At 32.0% G+C, this 24,166-nt stretch carries 28 protein-coding genes; 16 read left to right on the forward strand and 12 right to left on the reverse strand.

Annotated elements, in window-relative coordinates; genetic code table 11:
* Positions 1-49: 49 nt before the first annotated feature.
* Positions 50-400, forward strand: coding sequence for a hypothetical protein (locus K5781_RS01035; RefSeq protein WP_297439806.1), 351 nt, complete (start codon positions 50-52; stop codon positions 398-400).
* 4 nt (positions 401-404) lie between these two features.
* Here the strand turns inward: K5781_RS01035 and K5781_RS01040 are convergent, their stop codons facing one another.
* Positions 405-701 carry a rhodanese-like domain-containing protein gene (locus K5781_RS01040; RefSeq protein WP_297439807.1) on the reverse strand — a complete coding sequence of 99 codons (297 nt, stop codon included), beginning with the start codon at positions 699-701 and terminating at the stop codon, positions 405-407.
* A gap of 342 nt (positions 702-1,043) precedes the next feature.
* On the opposite strand from K5781_RS01040, the gene K5781_RS01045 reads away from it, so the two are divergent.
* Positions 1,044-1,295 (forward strand): hypothetical protein, encoded by a 252-nt coding sequence (locus K5781_RS01045; protein ID WP_297439808.1) that lies wholly within the window; start codon positions 1,044-1,046, stop codon positions 1,293-1,295.
* A gap of 42 nt (positions 1,296-1,337) precedes the next feature.
* Positions 1,338-2,009, forward strand: coding sequence for a hypothetical protein (locus tag K5781_RS01050; protein ID WP_297439809.1), 672 nt, complete (start codon positions 1,338-1,340; stop codon positions 2,007-2,009).
* Between the two features lies 1 nt (position 2,010).
* Here the strand turns inward: K5781_RS01050 and K5781_RS01055 are convergent, their stop codons facing one another.
* Both K5781_RS01055 and K5781_RS01060 read right to left on the reverse strand, forming a co-directional pair.
* Positions 2,011-2,676 carry a PD-(D/E)XK nuclease family protein gene (locus tag K5781_RS01055; RefSeq protein ID WP_297439811.1) on the reverse strand — a complete coding sequence of 222 codons (666 nt, stop codon included), beginning with the start codon at positions 2,674-2,676 and terminating at the stop codon, positions 2,011-2,013.
* Positions 2,677-2,724: 48 nt separating this feature from the next.
* On the reverse strand, positions 2,725-3,138 hold the full coding sequence (locus tag K5781_RS01060) for a hypothetical protein (RefSeq protein WP_297439812.1): 414 nt from the start codon (positions 3,136-3,138) through the stop codon (positions 2,725-2,727).
* A gap of 243 nt (positions 3,139-3,381) precedes the next feature.
* Between K5781_RS01060 and K5781_RS01065 the strand changes: the two genes are divergently transcribed.
* Complete coding sequence (locus tag K5781_RS01065) at positions 3,382-6,021, forward strand: DEAD/DEAH box helicase (RefSeq protein WP_297439813.1); 2,640 nt, start codon at positions 3,382-3,384, stop codon at positions 6,019-6,021.
* A 187-nt stretch (positions 6,022-6,208) separates the two neighbouring features.
* Here the strand turns inward: K5781_RS01065 and K5781_RS01070 are convergent, their stop codons facing one another.
* A complete protein-coding gene (locus tag K5781_RS01070) occupies positions 6,209-6,394 on the reverse strand; it encodes a hypothetical protein (RefSeq protein WP_297439814.1) in 186 nt (61 codons plus the stop codon).
* A 148-nt stretch (positions 6,395-6,542) separates the two neighbouring features.
* On the opposite strand from K5781_RS01070, the gene K5781_RS01075 reads away from it, so the two are divergent.
* Genes K5781_RS01075 through trpA form a run of 6 tightly spaced genes read left to right on the forward strand, consistent with a single transcriptional unit; the run spans position 6,543 to position 12,271 of the window.
* Positions 6,543-7,892: an anthranilate synthase component I family protein gene (locus tag K5781_RS01075; protein WP_297439815.1), complete on the forward strand. Its 1,350-nt coding sequence runs from the start codon at positions 6,543-6,545 to the stop codon at positions 7,890-7,892.
* The gene (locus tag K5781_RS01080; RefSeq protein WP_297439817.1) at positions 7,889-8,485 is read left to right on the forward strand and encodes an aminodeoxychorismate/anthranilate synthase component II; all 597 of its coding nucleotides are present in this window, start codon (positions 7,889-7,891) and stop codon (positions 8,483-8,485) included. Before K5781_RS01075 ends, K5781_RS01080 begins: the two co-directional genes overlap by 4 nt.
* The gene (trpD, locus tag K5781_RS01085; RefSeq protein WP_297439818.1) at positions 8,482-9,528 is read left to right on the forward strand and encodes an anthranilate phosphoribosyltransferase; all 1,047 of its coding nucleotides are present in this window, start codon (positions 8,482-8,484) and stop codon (positions 9,526-9,528) included. The genes K5781_RS01080 and trpD overlap by 4 nt, the downstream gene beginning before the upstream one ends.
* On the forward strand, positions 9,521-10,297 hold the full coding sequence (locus K5781_RS01090; protein ID WP_297439819.1) for an indole-3-glycerol-phosphate synthase: 777 nt from the start codon (positions 9,521-9,523) through the stop codon (positions 10,295-10,297). The genes trpD and K5781_RS01090 overlap by 8 nt, the downstream gene beginning before the upstream one ends.
* Positions 10,294-11,484, forward strand: coding sequence for a tryptophan synthase subunit beta (gene trpB, locus K5781_RS01095; RefSeq protein ID WP_297439821.1), 1,191 nt, complete (start codon positions 10,294-10,296; stop codon positions 11,482-11,484). The genes K5781_RS01090 and trpB overlap by 4 nt, the downstream gene beginning before the upstream one ends.
* Positions 11,471-12,271: a tryptophan synthase subunit alpha gene (trpA, locus tag K5781_RS01100; RefSeq protein ID WP_297439823.1), complete on the forward strand. Its 801-nt coding sequence runs from the start codon at positions 11,471-11,473 to the stop codon at positions 12,269-12,271. Before trpB ends, trpA begins: the two co-directional genes overlap by 14 nt.
* A 209-nt stretch (positions 12,272-12,480) precedes the next feature.
* On the opposite strand, the gene K5781_RS01105 is transcribed toward trpA, so the two are convergent.
* Complete coding sequence (locus K5781_RS01105; RefSeq protein WP_297439825.1) at positions 12,481-12,903, reverse strand: hypothetical protein; 423 nt, start codon at positions 12,901-12,903, stop codon at positions 12,481-12,483.
* Positions 12,904-13,069: 166 nt separating this feature from the next.
* The gene (locus K5781_RS01110) at positions 13,070-13,867 is read right to left on the reverse strand and encodes a PEFG-CTERM sorting domain-containing protein (protein WP_297439827.1); all 798 of its coding nucleotides are present in this window, start codon (positions 13,865-13,867) and stop codon (positions 13,070-13,072) included.
* A gap of 92 nt (positions 13,868-13,959) precedes the next feature.
* On the opposite strand from K5781_RS01110, the gene pyrG reads away from it, so the two are divergent.
* The 3 genes from pyrG to K5781_RS01125 all read left to right on the forward strand — a co-directional run bounded on the left by pyrG (position 13,960) and on the right by K5781_RS01125 (position 16,587).
* Positions 13,960-15,564 (forward strand): glutamine hydrolyzing CTP synthase, encoded by a 1,605-nt coding sequence (gene pyrG / locus K5781_RS01115; protein WP_297439829.1) that lies wholly within the window; start codon positions 13,960-13,962, stop codon positions 15,562-15,564.
* Between the two features lie 163 nt (positions 15,565-15,727).
* The gene (locus K5781_RS01120; protein ID WP_297439831.1) at positions 15,728-16,318 is read left to right on the forward strand and encodes a matrixin family metalloprotease; all 591 of its coding nucleotides are present in this window, start codon (positions 15,728-15,730) and stop codon (positions 16,316-16,318) included.
* Between the two features lie 116 nt (positions 16,319-16,434).
* Positions 16,435-16,587 carry a hypothetical protein gene (locus K5781_RS01125; RefSeq protein WP_297439833.1) on the forward strand — a complete coding sequence of 51 codons (153 nt, stop codon included), beginning with the start codon at positions 16,435-16,437 and terminating at the stop codon, positions 16,585-16,587.
* Between the two features lie 3 nt (positions 16,588-16,590).
* On the opposite strand, the gene K5781_RS01130 is transcribed toward K5781_RS01125, so the two are convergent.
* Entirely contained in the window at positions 16,591-17,589 is a 999-nt protein-coding gene (locus tag K5781_RS01130) for an NAD(+)/NADH kinase (protein WP_297439834.1), read from the reverse strand.
* Between the two features lie 40 nt (positions 17,590-17,629).
* Complete coding sequence (locus tag K5781_RS01135) at positions 17,630-18,499, reverse strand: PfkB family carbohydrate kinase (protein ID WP_297439836.1); 870 nt, start codon at positions 18,497-18,499, stop codon at positions 17,630-17,632.
* A 260-nt stretch (positions 18,500-18,759) separates the two neighbouring features.
* On the opposite strand from K5781_RS01135, the gene K5781_RS01140 reads away from it, so the two are divergent.
* Complete coding sequence (locus tag K5781_RS01140) at positions 18,760-19,047, forward strand: 30S ribosomal protein S26e (protein ID WP_297439838.1); 288 nt, start codon at positions 18,760-18,762, stop codon at positions 19,045-19,047.
* Between the two features lie 2 nt (positions 19,048-19,049).
* Here the strand turns inward: K5781_RS01140 and K5781_RS01145 are convergent, their stop codons facing one another.
* The 3 genes from K5781_RS01145 to K5781_RS01155 all read right to left on the reverse strand — a co-directional run bounded on the left by K5781_RS01145 (position 19,050) and on the right by K5781_RS01155 (position 22,571).
* The gene (locus tag K5781_RS01145) at positions 19,050-19,622 is read right to left on the reverse strand and encodes a CDP-alcohol phosphatidyltransferase family protein (protein ID WP_297439840.1); all 573 of its coding nucleotides are present in this window, start codon (positions 19,620-19,622) and stop codon (positions 19,050-19,052) included.
* A 201-nt stretch (positions 19,623-19,823) separates the two neighbouring features.
* Positions 19,824-20,699 (reverse strand): agmatinase, encoded by an 876-nt coding sequence (gene speB, locus K5781_RS01150; protein ID WP_297439842.1) that lies wholly within the window; start codon positions 20,697-20,699, stop codon positions 19,824-19,826.
* Between the two features lie 3 nt (positions 20,700-20,702).
* Positions 20,703-22,571 carry a threonine--tRNA ligase gene (locus K5781_RS01155; protein ID WP_297439845.1) on the reverse strand — a complete coding sequence of 623 codons (1,869 nt, stop codon included), beginning with the start codon at positions 22,569-22,571 and terminating at the stop codon, positions 20,703-20,705.
* 138 nt (positions 22,572-22,709) lie between these two features.
* Between K5781_RS01155 and K5781_RS01160 the strand changes: the two genes are divergently transcribed.
* Both K5781_RS01160 and K5781_RS01165 read left to right on the forward strand, forming a co-directional pair.
* Complete coding sequence (locus tag K5781_RS01160) at positions 22,710-22,859, forward strand: hypothetical protein (RefSeq protein WP_297439846.1); 150 nt, start codon at positions 22,710-22,712, stop codon at positions 22,857-22,859.
* A 52-nt stretch (positions 22,860-22,911) separates the two neighbouring features.
* Entirely contained in the window at positions 22,912-23,409 is a 498-nt protein-coding gene (locus K5781_RS01165) for a pentapeptide repeat-containing protein (protein WP_297439848.1), read from the forward strand.
* A 25-nt stretch (positions 23,410-23,434) separates the two neighbouring features.
* Here K5781_RS01165 and K5781_RS01170 read toward each other — a convergent pair whose 3' ends face one another.
* On the reverse strand, positions 23,435-24,058 hold the full coding sequence (locus K5781_RS01170; protein ID WP_297439850.1) for a hypothetical protein: 624 nt from the start codon (positions 24,056-24,058) through the stop codon (positions 23,435-23,437).
* Between the last annotated feature and the right edge of the window lie 108 nt (positions 24,059-24,166).

A 24,166-nucleotide genomic window follows, 5' to 3' on the forward strand; every position in this document is an offset into this window, starting at 1 on the left:
AGTTATAAAATTTCCAAATATTCTTTAACCCAATTAAAAATTACAACTCATGACAGAATTTGTCCACAAACCATACGATAAAATCTATGTTAGAGATATGATAAAACTCAATTTAGATGATCTAATAGGCATGATGTCATCCCTAGAGGCAGCAAATGCCTATTGGGTTGACGGAGTTTTATTTGCCAGTTTTGCTATGACTGAATCTGAAGAATTAGCAAAAAAAGAGATGCAAAATGAAATGTTTCTAGACAAAATTATTTTTGCAGCATATGAAAAATATACAAAGACAGTGAAATCATCAACAAATTTAGAGATAGGGGTATTAAACATGCAAAAAAGTAAATTGTACAAGGATCTAATAGCGTGGTTAAAAACTCAATCAATATGGAATGAATAAAAAATTAAGATTGATTCCAAGAACCGTATCCGCCATCTAGAGTAACTGCATCGAAACCCTCCTTAATCAATTCATCAGCAGCAATATTTCCTCTATAGCCAGTACCACAATAGGTACAAATTTTCTTGTTTCTCAAATCTTCTATTTGTTTTTTCTTTGCATTTCTAATGGATAGTCCCAATGGCATATGGACAGAGTCAGATATAACTCCCCCAGATAACTCATCTGCCTCTCGGACATCAATAATGACAAAATTACTTTGTTGTATTTTTAAATCATTTGCAGTGATTTTGTTTGCCATGTATTTGAAAAGACAAGGTGTAATTTATTTCTGTTTTGATGAAAGAGCAACACATGGAAGAAATCTTGAATTCAATAGATAGCAAATTAGTTATCAGCAATTAGGCTTTCAAGAGACAATCCATAATACGAATTATCCACAGGTTTTAATTTTTCTATTAATTCAGATTTTAGTAATTTGATTTCTTTTTCAGTTTTCATAATATTAAAAGAATCAGTATTTTTGATAAACCGCTCTTTGTAAACACCATCAACCCATAGTTAATAACAAATTAATTTTTAAAATTTCAATTATGAAAAATAACCAAAAACTTAAGTTTTAAGATCATTGAGAAAATAATCAGTGGATGAGCCATTAGTAGAGATTTCTAAGAAGTTGATAGCGACAGATTATGAGATCGATGAAATATCAAAACAATGGACCATACTTAAACATGAATATCGAAGTAGTAAAGACCCTACACTTAGAGAAGAAATTAAAAAAAAATGGAATAGACTAGAAAATAAGAAGAAAAATCTGGAAATGAATCGTAGGAAAATTATTGAAAAAAAAGAAGAAATAGAATTTAAAAACAGATGGAAGGGATGGAAATGAAAATATCAATAAGCTTAAGTTCACAGAATATTCAAAAAATTATTGAGTTTTGAGCCTAATTACAGAGCAACACTAGTAATTTTGGATGATTTTGAAGTTAACGGATTAATCCAATTCAACAAAGAATATGCAGATGAAGGTTTTTTTAATAATTTTATAAAATTTAGAAGATCATTTTCTCATTCAATAAATGAATTAATTAGTAAATTAGACACTTTTGAAACAAAAAATAGTGAGATGATGAGTTTTATTATCTATTCAGAATTATCTTTTATCAATTCTCATCTAGAGGCCATAAAGAAATTTCTCAAAATCATCATTAATCCGACAAAAGTGGATGAAGGGCTTGAAAAAGACACAACTCTTCAACAAATGATTCAAAAAATTTGTAAAAAATTGAACTATAATCAAAAACTAGAAAATTCAATCAAAGGGTTATTTTTGCTTGATTTGAAAGATGCCATCATGCTAGAGATGTTCTTAATTGAGACAGACCATTTAATCATTTATCCAAATAACTTAAAAATGAAAAAACAGTTAGACATTAAAGATTTAGCTACTCATGTATCGCAAGCAACGGAAATTTTATCTGCAATGCTTGATTGGTCAAATGGAAAAACAAAAAAACAGAAGCCAGATGAATTAGATGGAATAGTCAGAGATTTGTCTAAGCAAGTAGAAGAACTAGATAAAAAACTTGAAAAACTTTCTTGAATTAGTCCAAGTTGTTCAAATAATATTTTTCTATACGTTCCATCATAGGTTGAACATAATCATCACATGTTTTGATAAATTCTTGTCTAGTATTTTTTTCACTGCTTACTAAAATAACTACTTGATTAATTTTTTGTCCTGTAACTTCGTGAAACATATGAGCATAGCATGTGGTCTGCAAGTAGTATTCATACATGTATTCATCAACTTGAGGTTTTCTTTTTGTTTTATAGTCTATGATAGAGAGTTCACCATTGTATTCAGCAATTAAATCACTTGTACCAGCAACTTTTAGTTTATCTGAATACATTCGTTGTTCAATACATGTGACATTTGAAATATTCTCAAGAAATGGTTTTAGATTGTGAAAATGGGCAATAGGCAATAAATCAAAGTCTTCCATGGACAAAGTATTACTCAAGTAATCTTCAATCATTTTGTGAGATTGTGTACCAATGTCTTGAGCTTGTTTTGTAATGTATTCATGAGCGGGTTCATTTTCTTTCCACATAGCTAAACCATTTTTTTTATGCTCAGGGGCAGTAGCAGATAGAATCGTGCTGATGGAAGGATAAATTTTATCAAATTTGGTTTGATACCAATGACCATCTTCTCTATCCAATAATACGGGCTCACGGATCTTTAGCATTTGTGTAAAATTTGCCACTAAAAATTGCAGTAAATTCTAGTTATTGAATGATTTGGATAATTATTATCACGTCATCATTTTTTTAAATTTATTATATTCTGATCTAGTTTTTACAAATTGATCTGTTACAATTTTTCTCAAGGAAAACAAATTTTCCATTTTTGGATTTATTATAGAAATAGATTCGTTAAAAATTACTGTATCAATGAACTCCTCATTAGGATATACAGTAAATTCTAAAAATTTTGAATCAATTTGAATTTGCAGTTTAAACCCCATCAACAATCCTAATTCATCATGTTTATTCAAAAATCCAGTCAGGTTAGCCTTCAAAGAAGGATTATTAGAAAAAGACAAATATTTTGAATCTTGTGAATTTTCATCAATTATGCATGCAACAGGTTTTCCTTGAGTATGCAATACCACAGAATTATGAGTGAGTGCAAAATCTTCAGAATCAGGCATTTTGTCTAAGGGCATAGTCAGAATTCCAATGTTTAATTAATAATTTTTTCAAGAAATATGAAAACTATTCTTCATCAGGCTCATTTGCCTTATCTCTAACCTTTTTCATGACACAGAATTTACTCAGAGTCTTTTTCCATCCCATAATATTCAAACAAACTACAGAGTCTTAAGTGTGTTTGATAAATCCAATCAACTCATTGGTAATAATACAGTCTCATATGTTCATTAATGGCAAATTTACCTCAAATCATATTAATGAAGTTCTGTTCTAACTGCGATACTAGACTCGTTCAAAGTTTTGAGGATGTAGGAGGACCTTGGATTTGCCCCAAATGTAATCCCGAAAAAATTCAAATCAAAGTTCCAACATACGGAGTAAATTATTCAGGAAGAACAAAGCAATGTTCCAAAGGATGTGGCGCAGAAATTTACTGGGATGAAGGATTCAAATCAGATAGCGGAAAATTCATTCCAATTGATTCAAGAACGGATGAACCACACAGATGTGAGGGGTCCAGGGAATCAAGAGAATACTTTCCAGATGAAATTAAAAAATATTCAAAACCAAAAATAAAAGATCCTACACCAAGCATCCCTATACCTCAAAATATCCTATATGATATTAATAAAATTCCAAAATCATTAATTGAAAATGACAGTATAATCAGAGAAATTGTTCAAGGACATAAAGAAGAATCATTTGCTTTAATTCATTATGAGCGGTTAATTGCACCAGAGGCAGATAAAATCCCAATTGAATCACTAAAAGATGTTTTATCAGAAAATATCCTAAAAGGATTAGTAAAATATGGATTTACAGGATTTTTGCCATTTCAAGAAGAATCAATCAGAGAAATTCTGAAGGAAAATAATACAATCATTTCAGCACCCACAGGATCTGGAAAAACAGAAGCTTTTGCAATTCCAATTTTACAAAAAATCTCAGAAGATACAACACCAGGAGTGCACACATTGCTGATATATCCACTTAATGCTTTGATTGATGACCAAGTTACAAAAATTAGGGATTTAATCCAAAAATGCAAACTCGGAGATAAAGTTGGAATATATTCAATTCACGGAGGTCAGAGCACAGAATACAAGGATATGATAATATCTGATGCAAACAATAAATCTCTAATCATAGCAACAAATTTTGATTTTATCAACTATCATCTAATTTTACAAGACAAAAAATGGAACGAATTATTCAAAAATGCAAAATTGATTGTTATGGATGAAGCCCACTCCTACACGAGTTTTCACGGTTCAAATGTATATCATGTTTTAAAGAGAATGAAAAGATACATGAATAAAGTTCAGTTCATAGGCGCTTCTGCAACTTTGGATAACTCCAAAGAATTTTTTTCAAACATGTTTGATTTACCCGAAGATTCTTTTTCATGTATCAAAAGTCAGTTCAGAAGAAAACAAAATATGTACATGTTTTTCATTATGCCCAGAAAATTTAGACAACGAACCACTATGGAGATGCTATCATCCATATGCTACAAAAATAAATCAATCCAGCTTGTGTTTAGTAATTCTCATAATGATGCAGAATTTCTTGCATCAAATGTAGAATCTGCAAATGAAGGCATTAGAATTCAAATTCATAGAGGAGGTCTTGATCAAAGAGATAGAAAAATGTATGAATCTCAAATGAAGGCAGGGGAACTAGATGTATTATCGTGTACACCCACGCTAGAACTTGGCATTGACATTGGACATGTAGATGTAGTGATATCGGCATTCAAAAATGAATTTGATTCATTTATTCAAAGAATTGGAAGAGCTGGAAGGATGGGTCAAAAATCATATGCAATTTGTGTATTTGATCCAGATGATGCAGCGTGTCATTATTTTGCACGGCATATTGATGAATATCTAAAACAAGATCACGTCATCCCAATAAACAAGAAAAATCCAATTATTTCAGAAAGACATGTAGAGTCTGTAGAAATTGAGAAACAAGCATCAAATGAATCAGATAAATCACAATTTTTTGATTTTGCAAACAGCATTAACCTAAGAGGAGCATCAGGAGAAATCTCCATTTACTATAATTCAAGGAAAATTGGTACCAGAGGAGTGCCAGTAGGATATTACCAATTACATCAAAAAGCAATCTATCATTTTAACAAACAAAACTACGAAGTAAATTCTCTCATAAAATCCCAAAATGGAGCCAGAGCATATCTAGTAAGATCAAATGAGAAAGGAAAAAGAACTATTCCAGTTGTCAAAACATCACTTATTCAAACATCAGAAGGTAAAGCAATTCATAGAGAGATCAAAGTAAAATCTAAAAAAATCTCATTACGATATGGAATAATTTCACTTGATAGAACCATTACAGGGTACATGAAAGGAAACTATAATGAATCAGCAGACAAATTCGCAAGATACAATGGCAGTAATATTCCAGGATGGAGAAATTTTCATTGGAAATCAAAACATTCTTCAGTAAGCATCACGATACCGACAGAGTTTATCACAAAGACAATTTCAGATTCTAAAAGTCCAATAGTCAATGACCCCAGAATTCACACCATTGCACATATCTTAGTCAATGCAAGTAAAATTCTAACAAAATCAGAATCAAGTGACATCGATGTGTATTATGAAAAAGGGACAATTTATCTTTATGATAATTCATCAGATGGATTTAATGGATGTAGTAAAATAATATACAAAGAATTTGAAAAAATAATAAACACAGGATTCACTCTTTTACAAGATTGTGATTGCCCAACAGACAAATATCAAAAAGATGAAAAAGATTGGGGAGGGTGTCCAAAGTGCACATTTTCAACCAACTATTGTCAAACAAAAAATAAAGAATTAACTAAAAAGGGAGCAAAAGAGTTTTTCTCATCTTTCCAATCATTGTAGATTTGAAATAAATTTTTCAGCTACATGGATTGTACGAATATGACGATTAAGAAAACCGTTACTCATTAATTGTATTTCGCAATGAGGGCATTGTACCATATCTATACAATTCACACAACATAGATAACAATGATGGAATTTTAATGATAAAAATTATTCCAAAGTGGTACAAAGGACCAAATGATTATTATAATGAATAATGAACATCACAAAATAATACTATTCCATTAGGTAATGTTTTAGCTGAAATAGAACATCCATCTTGCAACCCCTTCCCACAAACATAGCATTCCACTTTACTTACAGAAGTGGAACTATTTTGGGTTTTTAGGATCTGCATATCTTGTACAATTGTTTGATGTGTTCCCTGCATGATGTTTATTCTACGATCAACTAGACTATAAAGGTACCGTACTATACCGTAATAATTTTATGCCTAAGGGATCAATATTATCCGACAAAAAAAGAGTGAAGACAATCTAATCACTTTAAATAATAAACCACCGGAATTTTGTTTATGGGTGGACACCTTTGGAAAAAAACAAGCAAAAGTAATACCTCTAGATTTATCTGAAAACCAATTCCAAATTTACAATAAAATTTCAAGAAATTATTCTCACTCATTTCTCTTTGAATCACTGACAGGTCCTGAAGAATTAGCTGAAACATCAGTAATGGGATTTGATCCTAAAATTATTCTAAAAGGATATTTAGACAAGGTAGAAATTATTGAAAAAGAAAAGACTACAACAATTCAAACAAAAGACCCATTTGGAGAATTAAAAAAACTACTAGACAAATCAGATGATCAAAATTATAGATATCTTGGAGGAGCAGTAGGAGTAGTAAATTATGATTCAATTAGACTTGTCGAAAACATTTCAGATTATCACAATTCTCCACAACCACTAATGGAATTTGGGATTTATGATGACGGAATTCTATACGACAAAATACATGAGAAATTATTTTATTTTTATCATGATGAAAACAGATTTGATAGATTAAAAATTGAAAATAATTCATTTGGAGAATTTAACTCTAGTGAAGTCACGCCTAACATGAATGAAGAAGAATACTCAGAAATTGTAAACAAGGCAAAAAAATACATTCATGACGGAGATGTTTTCCAAGTAGTACTTTCAAGGAAATTTACATTTGATGTTACTGGAGACAATCTAACATTGTATAAAACACTAAGAAAATTAAATCCATCACCTTACATGTATCACTTGAAACAAGATAAAAAAACAATAATCGGCGCATCACCAGAAATGTTAGTTAGAATAACAGATGACAAAGTAGAAACATTTCCAATTGCAGGAACTAGAAAAATCACAGATGACGAAGAAAAGAACAAGGCATTATCTGAAGAACTAATCAACGATGAAAAAGAATTGGCAGAACATACAATGTTGGTGGATTTAGGCAGAAACGATATTGGCAAAGTCTGCAAATATGGAACAGTTCATCCAGAATCATTAATGAAGATTAAGAGATTCAGTCATGTTCAGCATATAGTAAGTCATGTTGTGGGGAATTTGGCGCCTGAAAATGACATGTTTGATGCATTTCAGGCAGTATTTCCAGCCGGAACAGTATCAGGAGCGCCCAAAGTCAGAGCAATGGAAATTATTGATGAATTAGAAATAGAAGCAAGGGGGCCATATGCCGGAGCAGTAGGATATTTCTCGTATAACGGATGCTGCGACTTTGCAATTGCAATTAGGAGTATTTTCATAGAAAATGACAAAGGATTTGTGCAATCAGGAGCAGGGATAGTTTCAGATTCTATTGCAAAAAATGAATTTAAAGAAACAGAACACAAAGCAGGAGCAATGCTTCAAGCATTAAAGGAGGCATCAAATTGAAATTTCTAATTATTGATAATTATGACTCGTTTGTATACAACATTGCACAGTATTTGGGAGAATTAGGAGTAGACTGTGATGTCATTAGAAATGACAAGATCACATTGCAGCAAATCAAAGAAAAAAACTATGATGGAATAATCATTTCTCCCGGTCCAGGAACGCCAGAAGATAAAAAATATTTTGGAGTGTGTTCTGAAGTGATTAAAGATATTGGGCCAAGCATCCCTATATTCGGAGTATGTTTAGGGCATCAAGGAATTATTGACGCATTTGGAGGCAAAGTAACTAATGCAGGATGTGTAAGACATGGAAAAACTAGTCCTGTTGAACATTTAGAATCAAAATTATTTGCAAATGTGAAAAATCCATTCAGGGCAACAAGATATCACAGTTTAGTAGGAGATAAAACAATAATTCCAGAGGTTCTCAAAGTTACTGCTACTGCATCTGATGATGGAGAAGTCATGGCAATAGAGCATAAGAAATATCTAATTCAAGGTGTTCAATTTCATCCAGAATCAATAATGACAGAAGATGGAAAAAAGATCTTAGGTAATTTCATCAATCAAGTCAAGGAGAAAAAAAAATGATATCAGAAATTATTTCAAAACTACAAGAAAAAACAGATCTCACATATGATGAAATGAACAAGGTGATGACAGACGTTCTATCAGGCAAAACAAATGATAAAGAAAATACAGATTTCCTATCATCACTTGCAGATAAGGGAGAAACTGACGATGAACTTTTAGGAATGTTGGATAAAATGCAGGAATTTTCCCTCAAAGTTGAGGCCAAAAATCAAGGCACTTTAATTGACATGTGTGGAACTGGAGGAGATAAACTGCAGACATTCAATATATCTACAACTGCATCATTTGTTGTAGCATCTGCTGGTGGAATAGTAGCAAAACATGGTAACAGGTCAAGTTCAGGAGTTTCAGGAAGTGCAGATATTTTTGAATATTTTGGATACGATTTAAATTCAGAACCTGCAAAGATTGCAGATATTTTGCAAAAACACAATATCTGCTTTATGTTTGCACAAAAATTTCATCCTGCAATGAGACATGTATCAGCAGCAAGAAAACAACTAGGTAAAAGAACAGCATTTAATCTTCTAGGGCCATTATCAAATCCAGCAAATGTAAAAAATCAGCTAGTAGGAGTATTCTCAATTGAATATTTGGACAGATTACCATTATTACTCAAAAGAAAAGGTGCAGAAAACATAATGACTGTCCGTTCTGATGATGGAATGGATGAATTCTCCACAAGTTCAGTTAATCGAGTATGTGTATTAAAAAAAGATAAAGTGTTAATGAATGCAATTGATCCCGAAGTATTAGGATTGCATAAATCAACATTGCAAGATATACAAATTACTACAAAAGAAGATGCAATAAGATCATTTGTCGGGGTGTTAAACAATACTGCAAATGAAGCAATGATAGAAACTACTGCACTCAATGCAGCTGGAGGATTAATTGTTGCAAATATTTCTAAAAATTTTGAGGAAGCATTAGAACTAGCACTAGATACAATAAAGAGCGGTAAAGCATTTTCATTATTAAAAGAATTTGTACAAGATACAGGAGACATTTCAAAATTAGAGGAGATTGTTAATGGCTGAAAATATTCTAAGAAAACTAGTAAACAATTCACAGATGGCAATTGACGATGGGGTGTATGATGTAGATGCAAATTTGGAAAAATCAGACAAAGACTTTCTGCAAATAATAAAAACAAATCCACATGCCACATTACTAACTGAAATAAAATTTTCATCTCCATCACTAGGAAAAATTAGAACCTTGACAGATCCAGTAAGCATTGCAAATCAAATGATTGCAGGAGGTTCAAAAGCACTCTCAGTTTTAACCCAGCCACACCTATTTCACGGCTCACCAGAGTATTTCATGAAGGTACGAGAGGCAGTAGATGTACCAATGCTGATGAAAGACATCATGATTGATAAAATTCAGATAGATGCTGCAAAGAAAATAGGAGCAGATTACATGTTAGTGATTCAATCATTATATGACCAAAAATTTCTATCAGATATTGACGAGTTTATAGATTATGGACATAAAAAAGGATTACAAATCTTACTTGAAGTACATACAAAACAGGAACTAGAAAATGCATTAAACACAAAAGCAGATCTTATTGGAATTAACAATAGAAATCTGGACACTCTAGAGATAGATCTTAAAACTACAGAAATTATTCTTGCAGGAATAAACAAATCAAGGCCAATTCTATCCGAAAGTGGAATAAACACGCCAGAAGATATTCAACGTCTAAAAAAGTGTGGAGCTGACGCATTTTTGATAGGATCAAGCATAATGCAAAGTGATAACATTGAAGAACAAGTAAGAAAACTGGTGAATGCGTATTGAAATATCCTAAAAATGGTAGATTTGGAGAATTTGGTGGAAAATATATTCCAGAAACTCTGGTTCCAGCAATTGAAGAATTAGAAGAAAATTATTTAAAATTTAAAAATGACAAAAAATTCAAAAAAGAACTTGATCATTACCTTAAGATCTATGCAGGAAGACCAACTCCATTATACTATGCAAAAAATTTATCAGAAAAAATAGGAGGAGCTAAAATTTATCTCAAAAGAGAAGATTTGCTTCACGGAGGAGCTCATAAAATTAACAACACGTTAGGTCAAGCACTTCTTGCAAAAAAAATGAACAAGAAGAGAATCATAGCAGAAACAGGGGCAGGGCAACATGGAGTTGCAACTGCTATGGCATGTGCAGCACTTGGAATGAAAGCCGAAGTATACATGGGATATAGAGATACAATAAGACAAAAACAAAACGTATTTCGAATGAACATGTTGGGATGCGAAGTTCATCCGGTTAAATCAGGCTCAAAAACGCTAAAAGATGCAATTAACGAGGCAATTCGTGATTGGATTACTAATGTTGAAAATACATATTATTTATTGGGATCAGCTGTTGGACCACATCCATATCCAGTTATGGTCAGAGATTTTCAAAGTGTCATTGGAAATGAAATTAAATCACAGATGAAAAAAATTAACAACAAATCACCAGACACTGTGATTGCATGTGTAGGTGGAGGATCTAATGCCATAGGGACATTCTATCCACTAGTTGATTCTAATTCAGAATTAATTGGAGTAGAAGCTGCAGGTCATGGTTTAAAATCAAAAAAACACTCAGCAACATTATCAGTTGGAAGTAAAGGAGTATTACACGGAATGATGACATATCTGTTACAAGATAAAGAAGGTCAAATTACTGAAACTCATAGTATTTCTGCAGGATTGGATTATCCAGGAGTAGGTCCAGAACATTCTTTCTATAAAGATACAAAACGTGTAAAGTATCATGCAGCTACAGATACAGAAGTCATTGATGCATTTCTAACACTGACAAAAACTGAAGGAATTATTCCAGCTTTAGAATCATCTCATGCAATTGCAGAAGCAATCAAGGTTGCAAGAAAAAGTAAAAAATCCGAATCAATTGTAGTAACACTCTCAGGACGTGGAGACAAAGACATAGAAGAAGTACAAAATTATTTGAAGAAACATGACAAGAATTAAAGAAAAATTTACAGAATTGGAATCAAAAAACCAAAAGGCCCTAATATCATACATCATGGTAGGATTTCCAAATGAAAAATCAACAATGGCAACGATAAGAGGATTGGTAAAGGGAGGAGTAGACATCATAGAGTTAGGATTTCCATTTTCAGATCCATTAGCAGATGGACCTGTAATTCAAAATGCAAGCACAATTTCACTTGAAAAAGGAACAAAAATAGTAAATTTCTTCAACATAGTGAAAAAGATCAGAAAAGAGACAGACATTCCATTGGTACTCATGACATATACAAATATTCTGTACCACAAAGGATATTCAAAATTTATCTCAGAGGCAAAAAAAGTGGGAATTGATGGATTTATCCTTCCAGATATGTCAATTGAAGAATCACAAGAATATCTAAAAGCAGCTAAAAATAATTCAGACACAATATTTCTAATCTCACCAAACACTAGTAAATCAAGAATTCAAAAAATATCAAATGCATCATCAGGATTTTTGTATCTGGTTGCAGTGTTTGGAACTACAGGAGTTAAAACAGGAATTAAAAAGTATACGTTAGATGCAATCAAACAAGTCAAAAAACAAATCAAAGGAAAAATTCCAATAGGAGTAGGGTTTGGAGTGTCAACTCCAGAAGATGTAAAAAAATACATCAAAGCAGGTGCAGATGCAGTAATTGTAGGTAGTGCATACTTAAAATTAATAGAAAAGACGCCTCAAAATCAACTGGAAGTAAAAATTGCTTCGTTTACAAAGAAGCTTAAAAAACAAACTATCATCTAAAACAAAATCGTCTAAGTTGGCGGTCAGATGTTCTAACTTTCACGGAGGGGAACTCAATTTCAGTTAATGGCCGCCAAACTAGAGGTTCTCACTAGATTATATCTAAAGAAAGATAAAAAATTAGTGTTCAAAAATTCTAAAATTCATTTGAAAATATACAAAATAATTTACATGTGTAAAGATACAAAATTAATTTAATTTTTAGAAATTTATTGATCGTTTTGATTATCATAAAGCATTCTTGCTTCTTGCCAAGAATACCAAACCAATTTCCAAGTTAGATCATCTATCTCTTGTTTTTGTTTTTCTGTAATTTGATTACCACGTAAATTAAAAATTATTTTTCCTCTCATTGTTCCCAATCTAACTCCCAACATCACACATTCACGATAATTTTTGGGTAATGAACATCCTCTAAAAATATCAGAAGAAGAATCAAAAACATCAAAATGTTCAGACCTCCATTGAAAATTGGATTTGTTAAACACTTCAAGAATTAATGAAACAGTATCGTAGTCGAGTTGTTTATTCTTTAATTTTTCTTTAATGATATCATCATAGATTGTTTTCAATTCTCTACCCAGTTTTTTCTCAAATTTTTTGTGAGGTTTAGATTCTAAATTTTTACTCAATAAATTACGAATTAATTACTCCTATTTATCAAAACAATGCTCAATCAGGCAAAGAATTTAGAAGAAAGAAACAGCATATCATTAATGGAAATAGAACAATTTTTAGTTCCAATAGCAATAATTTTAGCAGTAGGAATTTTTGTAGGGTCTAGATTATGGATTTTGTTTAAAAAATAGACAGTTTAGAACGAGTTAAAAAAAGGGCAGAAGAAAGTCCAATTCCCAATATGCCTAATGCCAAAAATCCGAATTCTGGGATTACCTTGGTGCCAATAATTTTAATTTCAGAAGAATCAACAGTTAAAGGAATTATCAGTTTAGTGCCAGAAGAAGTCATCTCACTTTCAAAATCAGTCATTGAACCATCAACTAAGACAGTATTTGGGTTTTCAATTAATTTTTCAGGAAGAACAAGAGTAATTTGCTCATTTTCAGTAGTTCCAGATATTCTAAAAGTTAAGCTTTGATTATCAGGACTAACGTGAACTGCCTTTTGTAAATTGGTATCCAGAATATATTTTACTTCAAACCCCAACCCGTTTTCACTAAAACCAGAACCTACATTGTGAATTGATTGAACAGTGCCGGGATTCTTTACCACATGAACTATTCCACTCATCCAAGGATGAAGACTACAAAAATAGTAAAAATCACCTAGATCAGAAAATTTTCTTTGGTAAGAACTTCCTGCATCAATAAATCCACTATCAAAAAGACCATCAAGTTCTCCAGAAGAGGTAACTGAGGTAATGGTATGAAATGCCATGTCAGCATTTTTCCAAATAACTACATCATCAGGAAATACTGTAATTTCGCCGGTTGTGATACCAGTAGATTTCTCAGACCAAAAGAAAGGAGCACCAGGATCAGATGCACCAGAAGGCATTGTGATTTCAAAAGATTCAGCAAAAGCAGGTACGCCAATGCTAGAAATCAATGAAATAGATAATAGAATTAGAAACAAGAAAATCCTCATATCATAATTAAATAATATCCAGTATTTCAATTGATCAAGATCGACAAAACATACAAAAACTAGACAAACATTAGTTGAATGTGCAGACAAAGTTTATTTTTGTCACAGGTGGTGTGATGTCTGGCCTTGGTAAAGGCGTAACAACTTCCTCGATTGCAAAACTCTTACAATTAGCAGATCAAAAAGTATCGTGTATCAAAATAGATCCATATCTAAATTATGATGCAGGAACTATGAATCCAGTAGCACATGGAGAGGTCTTTGTCACAGAAGATGGAGGAGAGTGCGATATGGACATAGGGAATTATGAAAGATTTCTAAATCAAAACATACCTAAAAGTCACAACATTACAACTGCACAAGTATACTCATCAGTAATAGAGGCAGAAAGGAAAGGGGAATATTTAGGAGCATGTGTTCAAATCATACCGCATATCACAGATGAGATCAAGAATAGAATAACAAGTATTGCAGATGATGAAAAATTAGATTTTTTGATAGTTGAATGTGGAGGAACTGTAGGAGATATTGAATCACTTCCATTTTTAGAGGCATTAAGACAAATGAGAGTAGAAGAAGGACCACAAAGCGTAATTTTTGTGCATGTAACACTAGCCCCATCTCTAGATGTAGTTGGAGAACAAAAAACAAAGCCAACTCAACACAGCGTTCAAGAATTAAGAAGAATTGGTATTCAGCCGGATTTTTTGGCAGTTCGATGCACCTTACCATTAGAAGAGAAAACAAAAAAGAAAATTGCAATGTTTACAAATGTCACTACAAATGATGTGTTATCATGTCATGATGCAAAATCAATTTTCGAAGTTCCTCAGATGTTATATGATCAAGGAATAATGGATTCTATATTTACAAAGTTTGGAAAAGTAGGGATGGTTAACGCATCATCTAATTGGGATAAATGGAATGAAATTGCAAAAAGCATGATCAATCATGAAAGCAACAAAATCAAAATAGCAATGGTTGGAAAGTATGTGACATTAACAGACAGTTATGTAAGTGTCAATCATGCATTAAGACATGCAGGAGCAAGTATTGATAAATCAATAGATATAGATTGGATAGATTCTGAATCGATTACAGATTATAGTATACTGTCAAATTATGATGGAATTTTAGTTCCAGGAGGATTTGGAACTAGAGGTTCCGAGGGAATTATTCAAACTGCAAATTATGCCAGAGAGAAGAACATTCCATATCTGGGCATATGTTTTGGATTCCAACTTGCAGCAATTGCGTTTGGAAGAAATGTTTTGAATTTAGAAGATGCAAATTCAACAGAAATTAAAAGAGATGCAAAAAATCCAATTGTAGATTTACTTCCTGAACAAAAAAATATTTCAGATATGGGGGGATCATTAAGATTAGGAGCTAATGAAGTATTCATAAAAGAAAATACAAATGCTCAAAAAATATACAACACAACTACCATTAGCAAACGCCACAGGCATAGATATGAAATCAACAAGGAATACATTCCAGAATTTGAGAAAAATGGATTAATATTCTCGGCAGATAGCGATAAAGGAAAAAGAATGGAGATGTTAGAAATTCCTTCTCATAAATTTTATCTCGGAGTGCAATTTCACCCAGAATTTAACAGTAGACCAGGATTCCCAGAAGAAGCATTTTCAGCTTTTGTCAAGGCATCTTCTGAAAAAAATTGAATCGATGTTGAAATTTTTACAATATTTGGTGTAAAATATTATGCCTAAAAACAAGTATAGTGTTTTTAGAAATAGAAATAGTATGAAGATATGTTTGTAATACTAATTACAAACTTATGAATAATATATGCTATGATTTTCATACTTTATGAGATACATCATATTGTTATGCTTAGCGGCAATAACAATCATCACACCATTAGATATTTTTTCTGAAGAGGATGATCAATGGAATGAGTTAAGAAAATGGAAAAAAATTCCTGATGATAAAATCCCAGTTTTAATAGTAAGAGATGCAAAAGTTAGTCAAAATCAAGTAGACATAGTTGAAAATGCTATTAATTCAAAAGAAGTAAAAAATTCAAGAACGTTATTTTTAGGATGGAATGAAGGAATTAAGGAAATTTCAAAATCTTTTGGAGTAAAAGTTCCAACATTAGAAATTCAATACAAACTAGAAAGTGTAGAAGCAATAACAATACATCTTAAAGACAAATCAAGTTCAAACAACTATAATGGATATACAAATCTATTTTATGATAAAAATGGAAATATTCAAAGAGCAATGATAACAATCTACAACACAGATGAACTTAATAAAATTGAAGTAGAATCAATAATTAGACACGAGCTAGGTCATGCATTAGGACTAGGACACACCAATAAAGAAAATGATTTGATGCAGCCAAAAATCAATATCAATTATAATTTAATTTCATTCTTAGATTTGAAAACTCTTGCAAATATTTACTGATTTAGCAGAAGAATGTTATTTTCAATTAAAATTCACACTCACTACCAAGAATAAATTCCAAAAATGGGAATTTCTAAGATTATGTAAATAACATACACAGTCAGAAAAATAGAGTAATGGGGGATTGTAAGAGATGTGGTAGAGGATATGAGGTTGGGATTAAAGAATTTTGTTCAGAAGAATGTTTTAAAAAAGATCTCCAAGAAAGAATCAATGAAGCTACTGCAAAAGAAAAGTCACATACCAATAATCTTACCAAAGAAGATTAATAATTATTCAATTTTAGAAATTTCATAAATTTTTTGTCTTGCGTCCCGGATAGAAACTTTCTTTTTGACATAACCTTTTTTTAATAAATGACTTAACGCCAACCTAACAGTTCGATCAGGAAGTAATGTTTTATTTGCTAAATCTTTTTGAGTAAGAGCCCCTTCATATTCTAGTGTTTTTAATAATAGTTTAGAGCTAGGAGGCATGCTTAACAATTCCTCAGCCAAATGAACTTTTTTTGCCAGTGCAGAAATTGCAGTAGAATCTTTTTTCAAACGAATGATTTTAGCTGGAGGGAAAAACTGAGTACATTCAACAGTTTTGTTTACTTTGTATCTATCTAGTCCATCAAGAACTACTTCACAATGTAATCGTGCAGAAATATCATCAATTTCAATAGAGCTGTCATTTGAAACAATAATTGGTCTACGAGTAACGTCAAGAGAATTTACAGAAATAATTTCAAAAACTGCAGAATCCTGAAAAAGTACGGGTCCACCAGCTGACATAGAATATGCAGAAGAGCCAATAGGCGTTGAAACAATAATACCATCACTGTTATCGTGCCAAACTTCATCACCATTAACACGCAATGTATGTTCCATCAACATTGCACTTTTTGATGAAAAAACAGCTACATCATTTAGAACAGGGTAAACATTTTTTCCATCAATTTTAACACCCAATCTAGGAACTTCTTCAACAGTGTAGTTTTGTTTTTTTAGAACATTCACATATGTAGAAAATTCTTTAAGTTCAATTTGTGCCAAAAATCCACTAGCCTCACCCTCACTAATACCCAAAACAGGTAAAGTAGAATCAAAAGTCCTATGAAAATAATTTCGAACGCCCTTATCACCACCTAATACAATTATGCAATCAGCAGGCTTGTTCTTTGATTTTGTCAGAGTAAAAGATTTGATTCCAGATTCATCAAGGATTTTTTTGATGGTCTTTGAAGCAGATTCAGTTGTGCCGGAACCATAAATGCCTATTTGCATAGAAGAAACAATCAATTTGCCATAATAAAAGAATAATGTATTACAAATCTCTAAATTTTACTAGATTGTAAAAATACGAGGCATTAGTTTCAACGATTCCTTTTTTAGGGATTTTTTGTAGTCCAACATTATTAGATTCTAATGCAGCCTGAGCAGCACCTCCAGCAAAACAAAGTGCCCACAAAAAGTCTTTTTCTTTAAGCATAGTACATGTAAAAGTAGAACAAAAAATATCACCAACACCTGTTGTGTCATGAATTTGTTTATTGGGCAAAGTGATCGAATAGATTTTATCTTTTACCAATAACGAAACATCGGTTTTATTTGTGAATAACACATAATCAATTCCTTTCTTCTGTAATGCAATCATCATTTCATCATTAGTTCCATTGACAATTTGTTTTGATTCCTCAGGATTTACTTTGATTGCATTAACATGAGATAAATCCAGATTAGTTTTTTCTAAGAATACATTATTTTGTGGATCTTTTTGTCTTAAAAATCCCTGAGGATCAAGAAAAAGAAAATTAGAATCATTTTTGATTTTTTTAAAGACATCGTCAGACACCTCATGAAAAATAGGACTAACTAAATGCCCATCAGCATTATTTTTAAAATAATCAAGTTGATCACACTCATTTTCAAGTTTCAGAGTTCTATCTGAGCCATTAATATTGATTGCAAATTTTGTTGTATTTTTTTCAGATTCTGAATTGTGGAAGTTGATTTTATGTTCAGTTAAATATTGCTTTGGGAAATCAGGTCCAAATTTCGTATACAAATCAACATCAAATTTGAATTGTCTAGCAGTAATCCCACAATAACATGCAGCCCCACCAATTTGTTCATAATTATTTTCACCTATAGTAATTGTATCAATTGCACAATGAGAGAACACAGATAATTTCATTTTTTAAATTTGTTTTAGTATAGATTTAGTTATTTGCATTGATTTCAGACATGCAGTCATGACAGATTATCTCTCCTTTCACTATCTCTATTTCAACTCCAGATTTGAGACAAGTATGGCACAAACCACGCATGATATATCAATAGAATTTAACCGATCTAGAATTAAAACATAGAGGATTTTTTGTCATAATTTAGGCACAAAAATGCTTTTTTTGTAAGATTCTACAAGAATATAAGTAGGCAAATTAGTTCATGTGCATGCCACTTAAACGTGCAAGTCGAGGTCGTACAAAAGGAGGAAAAGGATCCTCAGGAGTTGTTCAATGTACAAACTGTGGTCAGACAGTCCCAAAAGACAAAGCAAAAAAAGTTACATCAAAATTAAATTTGGTGGAACATACTTTGGCAAAAGAACTTCGGGCACAAGGAGCATATATTGCATCACCAACAGTATTGAAACATTACTGTATATCATGTGCAATACACTTTAAGATTCTTAAAATTAGATCTGCCGATAATAGAAGAAAACGAGGAAAGCTTCGTTAAGATTAATCTTTAATATTTTTTCCAGTGAAAACCATTCTTTGAATTAAAGTTATTCCGGCAATTATAACCACAATAAGGACAGCATATTCCATAAAACCAATTATTCCAATTATTGCAATTACCAAAAGTCTTTCGGCTCTTTCACCAATTCCTATACCTTGAAGCTTTATGTTGATGATATCAGATTTTGCTCTAGCATAACTTACTAACAAAGACAAAGTGATTGCAAGTAATACAAGATAAGGTTGAGCATATCCACCAATCAAAATTCCCAAAAAGATAGCAACTTCAGAAATTTTATCAAACATAGAGTCAAGATATTCTCCTTTCTTGGAGGTCTTTCCTGTGATTCTTGCAACTTGTCCATCTACCATATCAAAAAAACCAGAAACCAGTAACAAAATACCTCCAATAATCAATCCAAATTCAACCCCCATTCCATAGACTATTGCAGATGCAAGTGCAAATCCCAATCCTACAAAAGTCCAAAAATTTGCTGACAAACCAGTAGATGCAAATCCTTTTCCAATTTTTTCCAATGTGGGACGAAGAGAGTCTCTCAGATTATTTAACACGAAATACACCCAAAATACCATCTAATAAAGTGAACAGAAGCAAAAACAAAGCAAACAGGGTAAAAAATCATTGAAAAACCAAAATTCTAGAATGAAAATTAGTGAAATGCAATAATATTTTTGAATCAATAATCATGAAAAGATTGCATGTTTGATTATTTTTTTATGTTGTATGTCAAATAATGATGAATTGATGAAAAACTAGGAATTTTGAGAAAGATTGATTGCTATGAGGGTTGAAATAATTTTAGCAGCTAAAGATGCAGTAGAACCATTATCATGATAAGGGTTTAATTCAACTATATCCACACCGGTGATTTTAGAATTATCAAAAGTATGAATCATGTCAAATAATTCTCTAGATGTAATTCCCACAGCTTCGGGATTGCCAACTCCAGGAGCAAATGCAGGATCTAAAACATCAAGATCAAAACTAGAATAAATAGAATCAAAACTTGAGATATGATCTTTTAAAAGTTCTGGACCCTTGCCTTCTCTAATTTGTTTATCAGTAATGGTTTTAATTTTATTTTCAGTAAGAAATTCTAACTCTTCTTTTACAAAAGCTCTAGCACCAACATGTAAAATATTTTCAGGGCCTCTCTCCTCTACAATCCTTCTCAAATATGATGCATGGCTTAACTTTATGTCTGCAAATTCGTCACGTAAATCATAATGTGCATCAAAGACAACATATCCTGTCTCTTTTGGAAAACTGGTGTATGTCCCATAGGTAATAGAATGCTCTCCACCCAAAATGAATAATTGTCTTTGTTTAGACACAAGCTCAGTTGTAATTTTTTTAACCATGTCAATCATTTCAGATGCAACAACTGTATGTCTGGTATTTCCTAAATCTTCAATATTCACAGTTTCTAAATCAACACCTAATTCAGGATGAAAAATCTCAATATTATTAAAAGAATCACGAATTGCGTCAGGACCAAATCTACACCCAGATTTGTAAGAATGTGTGGCATCAAAAGGAATTCCAAATATGGTGGCTACAGGATCAGAGTCATCCTCAGAAGAGGTGATGAGAGGATTATTGTTCATGTATAAATCCAGAAAACTCATTTTCTACACCATCAAGTTTGGTCTCTTGGAGAGATATTTTGGAAGATTCAAACCGCTGAAAGGTTTTCCTTTAGTTTGATTATTAAATTCTTCAATAAAGTTATCAAATGATAATTCTCTAACATCTCCAGTTTCTCTGTCACGAATGCTTAGATTTTGAGAATGGGCTTCTTTCTCACCGATAACCAGAATGTATCTTATCCATTCTTTTTCAGCTTCTCGAATTCTTTTCCCAATACTTTCATTTCTATCATCAACATCTACGCGTATATTGTTTGCAGAAATTTTATCACTTAATGTTTCAGCAAATTCATAAAATTCTTCTTTAAGAGGAATTATTCTAACTTGGGTAGGGGCCAGCCATAATGGGAATTGGGGTTTACGTCCTTCATAGGAATCTTTTGCTGCCTTTTCAAGTAAAGCATAGATAATTCTTTCAATTGCACCACTAGGAGAATTGTGTAATATGATAGGATTTTGTTTTGTATTATTTTCGTCAACAAAGTCAATCCCATATCGTTTTCCATTTTCAACATCAATCTGATCTGTGGATAATGCTGATGCTTTTCCAAGACCATCAACAAAATTAAATTCCCATTTTAAAACAAAATAAAAGAATTTTTCTTTCCACATTTCCACTAAAACAGGCCTCCCATGTTTTTTTACCAATTCTTCAATGGCAGATTTATTCTCATTGTAAAAATCTTCAGTAAATCTAATTGCCATATCATAGTCAGTTTCGTCAATACCAAGTTCACGAAGAACACTTTGTGAAAGATCAAAACGAATCTTTATCTCGTCTACTGCTTGTTCCATGTCCTTACAAAAGGCATGACAATCAGGCATGGTAAATGCTCTTAATCGTCTTAATCCAACTAATTCTCCAGATTGCTCACGTCTAAAGCTATATCGTGTAAGTTCATAGAGTTTGTAAGGTAAATTTTTGTAAGATAATTGATATTGATTTGCCATCAAAAATTGTCCAAAACAAGCAGCAAACCTCAAAAAGAGTTTTTTTCCCTCTGAATCAATATTGTATTGTCGAGCAGGAAATCGATTGAAGTAACTTACCATACTAGGATGTTCTGAATCATACATTATCGGAGTTTCAACTTCATATCCACCATACTCCTTAACCCTATCAGTCACATAACGTTCAATCAAAGATTTGATTAATCGTCCATTGGGATAAAATCTCATATTCCCAGAATCAGATGCAGGTTCATAATCAGAAATTCCCATTTTTTTCATTAATCCAACATGAGGCGGAGGTTGATCAACTTTACGAATTTTTGCAGATTCATATTTTGCCAAAACTTCTAATTTCTTGTGTTTGGAAAAATCAAAATCGCCAATGTTTGTCATAGTTCCATCAGGAGAAAGAATTTTCCAAAATGAACGAATTTTTGATTCACCTTTAAGAGCTTCAGATGTAATTTCCTCATCAGAATTAGAAATTTCAGAGTTTTTTGTAACAACTTTGGAACTTTCTGCAAGCGGATGTCCTTTTACTTGTATTTTGTAGGATTTTGTCCAACCAAAAGGAGAATGAGATACTTCAAGTTCAGATGCACCATCTTCCATTTCTTTTAACAATTCAATTGCAATTGAAGGTTTTGCAAGATTAGAGCTTAGATGAGCATATGGATAAAGTAATAATTTTTTGCAGCCAATTTTTTCCATAGAGGATTTTATTTGAGATATGGCATTTTGTGCAACAGATTTATCATCACCATCTTCTATTGCAACAAAAACAACTACAAGTTCTTCTAATCTTTGAGTTTGAGGGTTTTCAATATCTTCGGCGGATTTTATCTCTTTTTTTGTAGGAGTATATTCAATATGATCACAATGCAGTTGTAATATACGCATGTTTAGGGATTCAAAATGGGCATAAATATACGATTCTCAAAATAAAGAACAAAATATGATGAAATTGGAATATTGAGAAAAAATACGGGTGGAATTTACTAATAATGAAATTTAAGCAATCATACATAGAAATCACATATGAAGGCAAAGAAAAATGAGAAAAGATACCAAGAATTAATCAAAGAAAAAAAAGAGTTAGAAAAAAACAGACCACATGGAATAAATGAAATGAGAAGATGGAAACACAGCATGGGTAAAGTTTTGCAAGAATTAGAATTGTACAATTAAGTCACATAGCGTTTTAAATTAAGTTCAAATGTGTGAAATAAAAATATGAACTATGAATCCATCAGATGTTTTTCGAAAGAGAAATCTTACAAAAGTAAATTTCGAGTATGAAGAATTGATTGGAAAAGATTTTTCTGATTCAAATATGAATGGAGTAAATCTCAAAAATAGAGACATCCATAATGCTGATTTAAGCTGTACTGATCTTACTGATGCTGATTTAAGTGGGTCAATATTGTTTTATGTAAAATTACGAGGGGCAGACATGCGAGGAGCAGATTTGTCAAATGCAAAGATATGGGATGCTGAATTGTATGGAGCAGATTTAAGAAGTACAGACATGCGAGGAGCAGATTTGTTTTATGCAGATATGCGAAATACAGATTTGAATAAAGCAAATCTCAGCGGAGTAAATCTTAGACATGCAAACTTTGATGGAGCAATTTTAATTGATGTAGATTTTTCTGATGCAAAATATGATTCAAGTACAATAAATACAATGTCAGAAAAAGGAAAAATCATATTAAAAAAACAAGGACAACCTTGGTAAAATATATTAAAAAAATAAAAAGGAATTATTCCTCTATGTTGGAATCAGCAACGAAATCATCAGTAGAGAAGATAGGATCAACTTTGATCAAACCATTTTGAAACAATGGGATTCTCAAGCCATTTTCCATATTCTGAACTTTGGCAGTAGAAAAATCCAATACAAAGAATCCAGGAGAATCAGCCACTGGTGCATAATGTCCTCTTAGAATAATTCTAAAAGTATCACCGCCATCCAATGTTCCTGTTCCATGTAGTCTAAGTTTTCCATTTACTGCTTTTCCTTTAAGTTCTAATGGGATATCCATCCTATCACCCACAGAAATTTCTGCAGATGATTTTACTTTCCAGACTCCATTATTTTGATGAATTGCATTTCCTTCTGTAATTACTATTTTAGAAGGGAATGCCTGATCACCAAAAATGGCCCATCCATCAGTCTCACCACTAAAAATTACTTGAGCTTGACTGTCTGGAGATACTGTTGATACATCAGATAATGCATCAATAGTTGCTGATGAAACACTAGTTGGGAATAAATCATTTACATCTTCTGCAAATACATTAGTTGTTCCAAGGGAACCAAAAACAAGCACTGTTAGCACAGGGAGTACAAACAACAATGACTGTTTTTTACTAGATTGTTTCATAGAGAAGAAAAAACAAAAAATCTACTTAAGGAACAAGCAGCAATCATCAGTAATAATACTCTGTGTCAAAAAAAGAAATTACGGTAATTACAATTAAGATTAGAAAAA

The organism is Nitrosopumilus sp. (assembly GCF_025699255.1).
Taxonomy (GTDB): Archaea; Thermoproteota; Nitrososphaeria; order Nitrososphaerales; family Nitrosopumilaceae; genus Nitrosopumilus.